9 protein-coding genes and 1 pseudogene are annotated in these 11,833 nt (G+C 52.9%); 4 read left to right on the top strand and 6 right to left on the bottom strand.

Annotated elements, in window-relative coordinates:
• Positions 1-4: 4 nt before the first annotated feature.
• Together CA13_RS19745 and CA13_RS19740 are read right to left on the bottom strand one after the other, a co-directional pair.
• A complete protein-coding gene (locus CA13_RS19745; protein ID WP_146403777.1) occupies positions 5-1,174 on the bottom strand; it encodes a metallophosphoesterase in 1,170 nt (389 codons plus the stop codon).
• A 5-nt stretch (positions 1,175-1,179) separates the two neighbouring features.
• Positions 1,180-1,707, bottom strand: coding sequence for a SixA phosphatase family protein (locus tag CA13_RS19740; protein WP_146399530.1), 528 nt, complete (start codon positions 1,705-1,707; stop codon positions 1,180-1,182).
• A gap of 229 nt (positions 1,708-1,936) precedes the next feature.
• Here CA13_RS19740 and CA13_RS19735 point away from each other — a divergent pair, with 229 nt between their 5' ends.
• The gene (locus tag CA13_RS19735; protein ID WP_419194598.1) at positions 1,937-3,292 is read left to right on the top strand and encodes a PQQ-binding-like beta-propeller repeat protein; all 1,356 of its coding nucleotides are present in this window, start codon (positions 1,937-1,939) and stop codon (positions 3,290-3,292) included.
• Positions 3,293-3,554: 262 nt separating this feature from the next.
• On the opposite strand, the gene CA13_RS19730 is transcribed toward CA13_RS19735, so the two are convergent.
• From CA13_RS19730 to ilvB, 3 genes are all read right to left on the bottom strand, one after another.
• Complete coding sequence (locus tag CA13_RS19730) at positions 3,555-4,256, bottom strand: DUF533 domain-containing protein (RefSeq protein ID WP_146399528.1); 702 nt, start codon at positions 4,254-4,256, stop codon at positions 3,555-3,557.
• Between the two features lie 228 nt (positions 4,257-4,484).
• Positions 4,485-4,895, bottom strand: coding sequence for a hypothetical protein (locus tag CA13_RS19725; RefSeq protein ID WP_146399526.1), 411 nt, complete (start codon positions 4,893-4,895; stop codon positions 4,485-4,487).
• Positions 4,896-5,122: 227 nt separating this feature from the next.
• Complete coding sequence (gene ilvB / locus CA13_RS19720; protein WP_419194597.1) at positions 5,123-6,898, bottom strand: biosynthetic-type acetolactate synthase large subunit; 1,776 nt, start codon at positions 6,896-6,898, stop codon at positions 5,123-5,125.
• A 335-nt stretch (positions 6,899-7,233) separates the two neighbouring features.
• Here ilvB and CA13_RS19715 point away from each other — a divergent pair, with 335 nt between their 5' ends.
• The 3 genes from CA13_RS19715 (at position 7,234) to CA13_RS19705 (ending at position 11,432) form a co-directional block, all read left to right on the top strand.
• A complete protein-coding gene (locus CA13_RS19715; RefSeq protein WP_146399524.1) occupies positions 7,234-7,662 on the top strand; it encodes a fluoride efflux transporter FluC in 429 nt (142 codons plus the stop codon).
• On the top strand, positions 7,659-10,256 hold the full coding sequence (locus CA13_RS19710; RefSeq protein WP_146399522.1) for a hypothetical protein: 2,598 nt from the start codon (positions 7,659-7,661) through the stop codon (positions 10,254-10,256). Before CA13_RS19715 ends, CA13_RS19710 begins: the two co-directional genes overlap by 4 nt.
• An 81-nt stretch (positions 10,257-10,337) precedes the next feature.
• Positions 10,338-11,432 carry a hypothetical protein gene (locus tag CA13_RS19705; protein WP_146399520.1) on the top strand — a complete coding sequence of 365 codons (1,095 nt, stop codon included), beginning with the start codon at positions 10,338-10,340 and terminating at the stop codon, positions 11,430-11,432.
• 274 nt (positions 11,433-11,706) lie between these two features.
• Here CA13_RS19705 and CA13_RS36145 read toward each other — a convergent pair.
• Positions 11,707-11,833, bottom strand: a pseudogene (locus CA13_RS36145) (DUF1559 domain-containing protein); the annotation flags it as partial.

Below are 11,833 nucleotides of genomic sequence, written 5' to 3'. Positions count from 1 at the left end.
CCACTTAACCGACAGTCAACGTGACCAACGAGAGCTCTGGGCGGCAATGAATTCGCAGCAGATGGCAACCACCGAGACCGCGAGACACGTGCATCGTCGTCGGGGCCTTATAAAAATCACCCGACGCGAAACGAGTGCCGTGATAACTTGGACTTAGCAGCGGTCCAATCAGCGGCAAGCGACCTTGGCCTCCGTGCGTGTGACCGGCAAACATCAATTGAATGCCATGTTTTCTTGCCCACCAAATCTGGTCGGGACTATGGCTCACTAAAATTCGGAACTGCCCCTCTTCGCTCGGCGGTAAACGAGGACGATCAAACCAAGGATATTCGTTCCCAATCATTTGCACGCGTTCGCCACGGAGAAGACAATCCACTTGCGTGCACCCCAAATCAGTCCAACCAGCCCAATCCATTGCTTGACGAGTTTGCCGTGAATCTGCAATACGAGTGTCGTGATTTCCCAGCACGTAGTAACAACCGTCAACCGCTTCGGCTTGAGAAAAAATCTCGGGTAGCCAATCGACACAAACCTGCTTGTCGATAATGTCGCCACTAAGAATCATCATGTCAGGCCGCCAACGCATTGCCTCGGCCACCGCATACTTAGCGTAGCTTGGGTGAATGTGCCCCGTTAAGTGAATGTCGGATAAATGAGCAATTCGATAACCGTCAAGTCGCGGCGGCAATCCAACCACCGGCAATGTCACCTGCTCTTTGGCCATCTCAAAAATTTGGTTGAGCGGCAATTTGGATTCAAATTTACAGCGAGTCGTCAATGCCAACGGCAAACCTACGACGGTTTGCACATCGACGCTCTCAACGCTCCTCTCTGCTTTAACCCATTCGACACCCAAAAGGGGTCGCCACATCAACCATGGTATGCCTAGAAACAACCAACTAGCCAAACACAACACACCATAAATCGTCACGTACCAAGGACCAATCAGCGTGAAGGTACCATCCACAAGCCATTGCCGAAGCGATGAGAAGAACAACAACGTAATCAGCGTCGGAATTGAAATCGCAAGTACGAAAAAGAACTTCGAGATTCGCTTCGTAACACGTCGCGGTAGGCCCGTCGCGTTGACTCGGTTGTAGATCGCCAAATGGATACCGAAGTGACCGATGACGATCGCGATCAAAAGGAACCAGGCTAGATTTGGCCTTAACATGTCGATCAAAGAGCCTTCGGTCGCATGTTGTGAATCATCGTCATGGGCGAATTCGCTTGAAGTTGGCCCCATTGGGAAATGGACGTCTCAAAGACCACCATCGCCGCAGTTGACATTCCGATAAATTGGTCTGAGAAATGAGACGCCAATTCTGAAATACCAGGATTGTGGGCAATCAACAACAACGTCCTCGCCTCACCCGATTCGCTACGGATCACATCCAAAATTGTCGCGGCGGTGGCGCAGTAAAGCAAATTTGAAAAACAGATAACAGGATCCGTCTCGAATTCGTCCTTGAGCAATTCGAGGGTCTCACAGGTCCGAACGGCCGACGAACATAGAACTTTGTCGGGCCAGCAGTCGATGGAACCGAGCCAGCCAGCCATTCGAGGCGCATCGCGTTGCCCACGCCGATTCAAAGGTCGATCATGGTCCGATAGCCCCGCATTGGACCAATCGCTCTTGGCATGACGCATAAGAATGAGTCGGCGAGGCGCCAAGGCGGCGGTTTCGTCAGGATTCGATGGAGTCATTCGTGAAAAATGTCTGTTTCGAGAGGAATTACAGGAGCCCTCGGTTTTTCGGGCGTTCCTTTCTTCGATCGAGTCCCCGGAATCATGTCAGGACCCACTTTCTTCATCCAGGCCACTGTTATTTCCGATCCGATGACTCTGGTCTAGAGTGATACAATACTTCCGAGCGTCTTTTCTAACTTTTCAACCTTCCCTCCCTGTATTCATCTTCGGCAACATGACTAAAACAATGACGATTTCCATCCGGCCACTCTTTGATTGGAGCTTCTCTTGGGCAGCCCTGTTTTTCCTCGGTTTTGCCAACAATTCGCTTGCTCATGCTAACGATTGGCCGCAGTGGATGGGAGAAAACCGGGATGGCGTCTACCACGAAACAGGGATTGTCGAGGAAATTCCCGACGAAGGGCTAAAAATCAAATGGCGAGTCCCGATCAGTGGCGGATACGCCGGTCCCGCCGTCGCCGACGGACGCGTCTTTGTGTTTGACTATAAACGCGATTCGGGTGAAGCATTCAACAACCCCGGTCAACGTGCCAAGCTAGATGGAAAAGAACACCTACTTGCACTGGATGCGAAAACGGGCAAACCGATTTGGGAATACGAATACGATTGTCCCTACAGCATTTCCTATCCCGCTGGGCCCCGATGCACACCAACGGTCGATGGCGACCACGTCTATCTATTGGGCAGCGAGGGCGACCTGAAATGCTTGAAGTCCGAAAATGGCGAACTCGTTTGGAGCCGCTCGTTCAAGAAAGACTTTGCAGTGGAAGTGCCCATTTGGGGATACTCTGGGCATCCGCTTGTCGATGGCGACATGCTTTACTGCATGGTTGGTGGCCCAGGACAAGGCGTCATCGCGTTTGATAAAAACACTGGCGAAGTGAAATGGAAATCACTCGACTGCAAAACCGGATATTGCCCACCCTCGATGGTCACATTCGCAAGCACCAAACAGCTACTCATTTTTCACCCTGACGGAATTGTCAGCCTTGACCCCACCAATGGGTCACCCTACTGGGAAGTCCCTCTCACACCGCTATACGAAATGTCGATCACGCGACCAATGATCGAAGGGAATCTAATGTACGCCAGTGGGATCTACAGCGAGGGCGTGTTACTAAAAATGTCGTCCGAGAAACCAGAGGTGACTGAAGTATGGCGTGGTAAGCCGAAACAGGCTGTCTACACGTGCAATAGCACACCGCTAATCGTTGACGGTGTTATCTACGGCGTCGACACCGGCACCGGAAAACTCATTGCCGTGGATACCAAAGATGGATCGCGGCTTTGGGATACCTTTGACCCAACCCGTCGAGGTGAAAAACGTCTCGCCAAACAAGCAACAGCATTCATCACTCGAATCGGAGAAACCGATCGCTATCTAATCATGAGCGAAATTGGCGATTTGGTGATGGCGACGTTAACAGCTGACGCCTACACCGAACATGGACACATGCATGTCCTCGAACCTACCGGTGAAGCGCATGGACGCGATGTCGTGTGGAGCCACCCCGCCTACGCAAATCGCACCGCCTATATACGCAACGACAAAGAACTCGTGGCGGTCGACTTGGCAAAATAGCCGCACCTTGCGCAAAGTTATTTTTCGCGAATTCCATTCGCTACGACACAGATACCAACGGGCCTATTGCTACCGAAGGGCATGTTGGCAATGCGTTATCAGTGGCTATGAAGAATCGCAGCGATGAAAAATGAATGAGGATGCCATGCCCTGAATTCTCCCCAAAATGACACGTGCAACTCATTGCATCCCAGCAACATCCACCGGCCCAGCAAACGGGCTATCACCCCGTGAACCAATACTTCACTTTGCGTCAAAACAACTAAAACGCCGTCGGCGCTCCGTAGCGCCGGTGCATTTGATTGCATGTTCGTGGGTCAATGTTCAATGCATTGGCTAGCGTCCGCAGATACATCAGTTCTTGGCGTGTATCGACATCCATAGCCAAAAGCGAAACCGCATAAACTTCGTACTCCATCCCACGTGGGACCGCACCGGCAAGATCGCTGATCCGATGGATCCGATCGAATTCGCGACGCAAAAAGTCGATCTCGAACTGATCGAGCGGATAGAGCTTTTCGATTATCTTATCTCGTTCACGCTGATCGACCCTACCATCGGCTTGGACTGCCATGATCATTGCCAAAATCAACACCTCGGCTCTGCGGTCACACTCCAAACCGCTCGGATGTGGTTGCGTGGGATAGTTGACCTGAGGACGATGTGAATGAGGCCGTTGTCGCGATGGGGGATGTTGTGCGGGCGGGTAATGCTGCTGAAGCCAACGGTCGGTATCCGCCGGATAACGACCACCCGAGCGATGATGCCGAACAACGGAATCGCGCACCATGCTCTCGTAGTGCGGATGATAATCGCGAGTGAATCGTGGATCCACATGGTCGCAGTGATCGTCATCAGCCGCCGCGGCAATCCCCTCAAGCACGCGTGATAGAACCTTTCCGTTCGCCCCCCCACGACCGACTCGCTGTCCAATCATGGCTCCTAGAATTTTGCCAGCGTCCATCGATATATATCCCGCTCATTCGAAAAATTTGAAAATAGGTTTGCGCCAAGTAAGTCTATCATAACGAAGGTGTGCAAAATGCCAGCTAGCAAAGAGACCTCTGCAAAAGAAAATCCGCCGCTTTCACCCACAACGGTCGTTAACACGTTTTGGCAAACACGGCGGACGTTTTAATTCACTTGATTCGCTGACTTATCAATCCAGCGAACTGGCAACGAGGCGACTGGCTTAGAATCCAATTCCAATCGAGACTCCGCCTCGTCCAATCGTAACCCCACTACGGCCGTACGATGGATAGCCGAAGCCACCACCGTAATACGATCGGTAAGGCGAAATACTCGGATACCCATAACTTCGATAGGTCGCCGAATAGCGACCGAAACCTGAGTGATATGGAGTGTAGCCGTAGCCGCCCACAGGCCCACCACGATAGAGCCCGCCGCTGTGATGACCAGAGTAGCGATGGCCAGAGTAGCGATGGCCAGAGTAGCGATGGCTGGAGTAGCGATGGCTGGAGTGATGATGTCCATGTCCGCCGTAATAGCTTGGTCCATAGCATCCGTGGTCCGCTTTCGCGTCAGCTGACCACACAGCCGTACCGACAATCATTGCCGCAGCAACCAAAATTTTCTTAATCATATCTTGTGTCCTGAAATGAGGAGGGAGAGGGTCTTGCAGCCGCGCAGAGGTTAAACCTATTCGAGAAGCGACAGCTCTTTCAGACAAAAGAGCATGAGACGTGCCAACCACGCAACATTTCGCACTAAGTGCTTTCTTGTTAAGCACTTATCACAAAAACGGGACACCGACTGCAATTCAATAGCGCAGTCGTTTTGACTGCGCATTAATTCCATTCTGAGAGTGAATTACTCCAAAATCATGTCATCAACGGTCATATTGCCCGGAATCATCGGCAACACGTGCTCTTGGTACGGCACTTGGACATCCAATAGATAGGGCCCTTTGTGGTCGATCATTTCTCGCAGCGCCGCCTCCAAGTCGCCCTTTTCGCGTACCGTTGCAGCGCCGCAACCGTAACCTTTGGCGATCTGCACATAGTCGGGATATCGGTCTTCGGCGTAGGTGAAACGGTCCGCATTGCTCTTGCCTGACGCCTCGTCATGCCGAATCGGGCCTAGATAGGTGTGAGCGCGATTTCGATCCATGAAACGGTCTTCCCACTGAACCACCATTCCAAGGTGCTGGTTGTTTAGTAGCAGAACCTTGACGGGCAATTCTTCGCAGAAGCAGGTAGCCAATTCCTGGATATTCATTTGAAAACTGCCGTCGCCATCGATATCGATGACCAATGCATCCGGGTGCGCCGCTTGAACGCCCATCGCTGCGGGAAGCCCGAATCCCATCGTCCCAAGCCCACTGCTGCTGTGCCATGTCCTTGGGCGACGGAATTGAAAGAACTGGGCAGCCCACATTTGATGCTGTCCGACACCCACCGTTACATAGGTATCCATGTCCGCGGTCATATCACTGAGGGTCTTGATTGCATGTTGTTGCAAGATCCCATCGAAATTCTCGTCGTAACGGAACGGATGCTTTGCCTTGAGTTTATCGCAGTGGTCCTGCCACTGAGCGATTTCCGGTTTTTGCACCACCTTGTTAAGTTCCGTCAGCACTTGCTTCACATCACCACGAACGGCGATGTGCGCTTGTTTGTTCTTGTTCAGTTCCGATGAGTCGATATCAACATGAATGATCTTGGCGTCTTTGGCGAATGCTTCGACCTTGCCCGTCACACGATCATCAAATCGAACGCCCAAGGCAATCAACAGATCGCAATCGCGAACGGCGTAGTTGGCGTAGGCAGCGCCGTGCATGCCAAGCCAAGACATCGCATGATCGTCTTCGGGTGGAATCGCACCGATCCCCATAATCGTTGTTGTAACGGGAATCCCTGACTTACGAACGAATTCGCGTAGTTCTTCACTCGCCCCGCCCATCACGATGCCACCGCCCGCGTAAAGGATGGGTCGGTGCGACGACTTGATCGCGGCGGCAATTTGCCGGATTGTTTCGGAGGGAACCGTCGGGGGCGCCGGTTCGTAGCCCGGCAAATTCATCGACGGATCCATGTCGATTTCCAGCGTGCTGAGTTGGATATCTTTTGGCAAATCGACCAACACGGGTCCCGGCCGTCCGCTGGTGGCAATGAAGAACGCCTCCTTCATCACTCGAGGCAAATCGGCGATGTCGGTCACCAAATAGTGATGTTTGGTGATGCCGCGACAAATTTCGACCATCGGTGTTTCTTGGAACGCGTCGGAACCAATCGCCCCGGTGGCAACTTGGCCGGTGATACAAAGCATCGGAACACTATCGAGCTTGGCATCGGCGATGGCGGTAACAAGGTTTGTCGCCCCCGGACCACTGGTGGCCATCACGACGCCGACTTTTCCGGTACTTCGCGAGTATCCTTGAGCGGCGAAACCGCCGCCTTGTTCATGTCGCGGCAAAATCGTGCGGATCGAATGTCCAAAGCGGGTGAGCGCCTGATGCAGCGGCATACTGCAACCACCGGGGTAGGCAAACAGCACTTCGACGCCATGATCCACGAGGGATTTGACCAGGATATCGGCTCCGGTCATCACTTGGGGCTCAGTAGCGGCAGCTTTAACAGTACTCATCAGTTCAGTCAGCACGGAAAGGGGAAAACGGGGTTAACATGATCGACCGATACATGTTAACGGAGTGGAATACAGATGTTTTGAGTTTCGCTCGCGTCTAGTTCTGACAAAGATCTTGGTGCAAAGGTTTGCCAGGACAGCCACGAATTAGCGGGAATTTACAGAATTTGGGGGAGAGTCGTAAGCTTTGAGATTCGAAAAAGCGGTCAAAAAGCGACGAGATCGAGCCCGCTATCGACCTCACAGAGCGAAGAAGGCAAAAAATTGGAGTTTACGCGGCGGGCGAAAACCCCGAATCTACGCAACTTGTAGTTCGATGCATCTAAAGTAAGTTCGTGCCCCAACTTAGGCAATGGTTAAATCGGTTAGTGATGATGACAAGTTGGCTCAATCTAGCAGCCGTCGCAGCAGGAGGAGCCATCGGAGCGGTCGCTCGCTACCTAATCACCCTGGCAATGGTCTCGATTCCCGGCAGCAGCGCAATGCTAGGTACCACGATTGCTAACGTGGTCGGCTGCGCCGCAATCGGCGGCCTAGCGGAATATTGTGTCGCGTCGGACCTCTTTTCGCCTCGCGCAGTGCTGGGCATCCGAGTCGGTTTCCTAGGCGCCCTGACGACGTTTTCCACCTTTGCAGCCGAGTCAATGTTCTTGGCGAGTGAGGAGCGATGGTTCGCTGCAGGCACCTACGTCGGTGCAAATTTAATTTTAGGCTGGGGAGCTCTCTTCACAGCCATGATTTTGGTCAAAGGATGGATGGGATGAGAATCGTCGCGTTCCTAGCCGTAGCGCTAGTAGGGATACTTTCAAACTCAACGAAGCTTGCAGCGGAAGCGTTTCTCGATTCGCCACCGAGCTATACGCAATCCAAATCGCTGCGAGAGGATGCGTCGCTGCAAGCCATCACGTTTAGCCCGAACGGCCTACGCGGTTTAGCCGTCGGAGACCACGGCACGATCCTGCTAAGTGACGACGAGGGCGAAAATTGGCGAACCCAACCGAGCGGCGTTACGTGCGGTTTGACCGATGTCGTTTGGCTAAGCAATCTCGAAGCGGTCGTCATCGGCGGGCAATATGACCGTATCACTCGAATCGGCCGTGGCGTCGCGTTGTGGACCAACGACGGCGGCAAGCATTGGCACCCCAGCAGTAGTCAAGAGCTACCTTATTTGCGATCGTTACAAAAACGTGACGAAGATAACGCTGTGGTCGCCGTAGCCGATTGGTCGCCCGTTGCCGAAAGCCACGAATTTGAAACGCATGATCGCGGACGTTCATGGGAAAGCACCGGAGAACTCGACGGTGCCCCGGAATTGGCCCCGGAAACAAAATCCTCGGTTCGTCTAGCGTGGGTCCAATCGACGGGTGCGTTAACGATCGTTCGCGATGTCGCACAAACCGACACCACTTGGTTTGCCGCGTGCGATCATGGCATGATTTTAAGGGGAGAGCGGGGACCCAAACAATGGAAAACCATCCGAGGCGACGCTCGTCGATGCTCGATCCTTGTTGTCGCCAAAACCCCTTCCACAGTGCCTTGGCCGCTGATCGGCAGCGAGGCAATGGAGAATCGACAACGAGTCTCGATTTTGGTCCGTGATCCCGTGTCGCCACATACTCACGTCTCTCCGAACCGAGATGCATCAGCCATTGATTTGGCGATCGCCAAACAAGCAGCCGCAAATTTAGCGGCTGCCTCGTTGGATCAAATCGATCCCGATGGACAAAACGCCCAAGCCATCATCGCCGAAGCAAAAAATTGGATCGCAATCCATCGACCGAGTGTCGTGGTGCTGGATCATTCGCTTGACCGGCAAACAGCCAATGCGTTTTCACAAGTCGCTATCACAGCCGGCGTTCCTCGCGTGGTCCGCTACACTTTCGCAAAAGGGGGCGACCATGCGATCCACAGCAGCGCCATGATGACCGTCGCTGGTGCTCTGGCGGGCGATCTCTGGGAGGATGCATTGCAGCTGGTTGCTCCGATGTTATCAACCGAGCCGATCCTTTCGCTTCGGTTTACCTATGATTCAGCTGGCAAACCAACGCGAGGCGAATCGCTTACCACTGGAATCCCGATCTCGTCGGGTCAAAAATTAGCCTCGGGGTTCGCTAAAGCGAATCGCCGACAACTGCAGGTCGTGCAAGCTCGACTTGCCGAACCACGCCGTATCGATCAATTGATCCAAGGTAGCCCCACGACCGATGCTTTCGCGGCATCCTTGAAACAACTTCTTGACCACACAGCCAACGAGGATCAACTGCGATTGAGTTGGGTGATAAAAAAGCAAGTTGAATCGCTGGACATGGAAACCTCACCACAAAGTCTTGCATTTCAAGAGTCGCTGCTCGCCGAATTGGCCGAACGTTTTGCTGGGCACTCTTACGGGAAATGGGCTTCCTTACGGCTCGAAGCGATTCAAAGAAGCAGTGAATGGCGAAACCTACGCTACCTTGTCGGCCACACCTTGGCGGCTCAAATGACCGAATCCGCCACAAATCCCGCCGTACAACAAGTGGCCGTCTCTCCGTTTCAAATCCAAGCCAGTGGTATCGTTCAGGCATCCGGCAACTCGCCGTTGTTGGTCGTCGATCAAACGCCGCTGCCACTGCACCGAAACAGAACAAAAGCGTCGAGCGAAGTCGATCTGGCTTGGGAATTTCATCCCATTATGCTGATCGCAGGCGAAGCTGCTCGGCTGCGTGGCGATGAGCAAACGTTGCAATCAACGGTCGCCTCGTCCGGTAACTTCCAACGACTATCCAATAGCGACTCACGCAACCCTTGGACGAACCTACTTGCCGTCGACGGCATACAACAAGTGATCGCCAAATCGACAACCAAACCACCTAAACTTGACGGTGTTGCAAACGAGCGGTTTTGGCAAGATGCTTTGGCAACAAATGGCCCCACAGCACCGATCCAAATCGCCTACGACGAAAAATTCGTCTACTTGTTTGTTCGCTGCGATCGAGAATCATTTTCCGATTCACAAACCATCGATTCGTCGTCAAAAAACCGTGACCATGATTTGCGGTTGTCAGACCGATTAAAGATATCGATTGACACCGATCGTGACTTTTTGACCGCCTTTGAATTGCAAACCACGGTATCAGGAAAAACTCACGATGCCATCGACGGACAAGCGGCTTGGCAACCAACGTGGTATGTCGCAGCGAAGGAACAAGGCGATTACGTCAGCTTTGAGTTGGCCGTGCTGCGACGAGACTTGATGGAACTTCCAATTCATACCGGTCAAAGTTGGTTCCTATCCGCCAAAACACTCGCAGCAGGCGATTCTTCGGCCAGATCCCCCATTGCGGATCCACGACAATGGCACTCGGTGACGTTTCGTTAGGCTCACTTGATCGTTAGATTATGTATTGCAGGGACGCAAATGTGATGACATTAATCCAATTCGACGATCGAGACGAATCAAGTGGCACCAGAAACCCCGACTCCCGAACGACCTCAGACACACCAAGGCCATGACCTGGAAACCGGTATTCTTGGCCGTGTGCGGGAATGGATTGATGTGTTTGCGTGGTTGCGTTTGGTGCGAACGCTTCGGCTTGCCGGTTCGCCGCCAATGATCTTGATGGGCGTGGTCACGCTCTTAATTTGGTGGTTGGGCCAGCACTGGATTCTTGGCGAACAACTTGAATTAGTCGCGATCGATGGTAAATCCGCGTCGGCGGTCAGTGCGTCGCAAGATTCACTGATGACGACAATGCGTTTTGTTCGGTTGATGAACGCAACCACTGTCCTAAGCCCCACGATTAACGACATCCGCATTTTGCGCCAATTCGGCTCGATCCTTTGGACCGTGTTGATTTGGTCACCGGCGGCGATTGTGTTTGTTCGCCAAGGCGCGTTGTTGACGGCCGGTCGATCGATGATGAGTCTGAGGGACGTTTGGCGAATCGCGCTGCGCCGTTCACCTGCCGCATGGGTAACCGCTATCGTGCCCTTGGCGTGTGTACTGGTCATGGGCCTAGCGATTTACTTGATCACGCTCGTAACACAAATGGCCCCAGAATCCCCATGGCTGCTTGCACCCGCTGCGGTCGCGATTGTCTTGATCAGTATACCGTGCGGAATCTTGGCCTTCGGTGCGAACGTCGCAGTACCGTTGGCTTGGTCCGCATTGGCGAACGAGCGCGACCCCGACGCACTCGATTCACTCAGCCGTGGTTATGAATACCTTTATCGCCGGCCTTTGCATTTGATACTTAACGCATTGGTTGCGTTCATTCTGTTGCTAGTCGTGACGTTTCTGATCACGGGGATTGTTTCGGCTGCAGGCATGATCGCGTTAGCTATTTTGCAATGGGCAGGTGCACCCGATGGTCTCGAACGATTGATCGGTCGCATGCTTGCCATCATCCCCATGGCTACATGTTTTGCATTTTCATGGGCCCTCGTCGGCGGAATCTATCTACTCGTCCGAGCCGAAGCAGGTGGTCAACAAGTCGAAGATTTGTGGGAACCAAAGCGTCCCCCATCAAGACGTTTGCCAAAACTACCATCGTAAATCATGCAGCCATTTGGCTGTCCTGAACCGAGCGATTGGAATTCTCCTTCGAGATCACCGAATCAAAGGGTCAGTCGACCATGAGGGCATTGTTGGCAAAGACGAAAGTCTCCAACATGAGGTAAAAGGACGAGGTACTTCTCCCCTTTTCCAATCTCACCTTATTGAACTGCTTTAGTTTGTCCAAAGGACAAAAAAAGACCCGATTGCACGAGATGTACAACCGGGTGGAATGATTTGAATCTTGGATTTCAAAAGCGTCGCTCACGCGAAACTAGTCTTCCAATGATTCGGTTTCTTTGCTCGCTCGCGTGCCCAATGCACCCCACAAGCCGTACGGGCTCTTGATTCCCGCGTTGCCAGCACCGAGGTAAACGGTTTGCGCACGTGAATTACCAGCT

The organism is Novipirellula herctigrandis (assembly GCA_007859835.1).
GTDB classification, from domain to species: Bacteria; Planctomycetota; Planctomycetia; order Pirellulales; family Pirellulaceae; genus Novipirellula_A; species Novipirellula_A herctigrandis.
The sequence above is the reverse complement of the archived record's forward strand: the minus strand, read 5'-3'. Positions and strand labels throughout refer to the sequence as shown.

Excerpts from the sequence above, each read along its gene's own strand:
- CA13_RS19745 (WP_146403777.1), bottom strand. The coding sequence starts at position 1,174 with ATGTTAAGGCCAAATCTAGCCTGGTTCCTTTTGATCGCGATCGTCATC.
- CA13_RS19740 (WP_146399530.1), bottom strand. The coding sequence starts at position 1,707 with ATGACTCCATCGAATCCTGACGAAACCGCCGCCTTGGCGCCTCGCCGA.
- CA13_RS19730 (WP_146399528.1), bottom strand. The coding sequence starts at position 4,256 with ATGGACGCTGGCAAAATTCTAGGAGCCATGATTGGACAGCGAGTCGGT.
- CA13_RS19710 (WP_146399522.1), top strand. The coding sequence starts at position 7,659 with ATGAGAATCGTCGCGTTCCTAGCCGTAGCGCTAGTAGGGATACTTTCA.
- CA13_RS19735 (WP_419194598.1), top strand. The coding sequence starts at position 1,937 with ATGACGATTTCCATCCGGCCACTCTTTGATTGGAGCTTCTCTTGGGCA.
- CA13_RS19725 (WP_146399526.1), bottom strand. The coding sequence starts at position 4,895 with ATGATTAAGAAAATTTTGGTTGCTGCGGCAATGATTGTCGGTACGGCT.
- ilvB (WP_419194597.1), bottom strand. The coding sequence starts at position 6,898 with ATGAGTACTGTTAAAGCTGCCGCTACTGAGCCCCAAGTGATGACCGGA.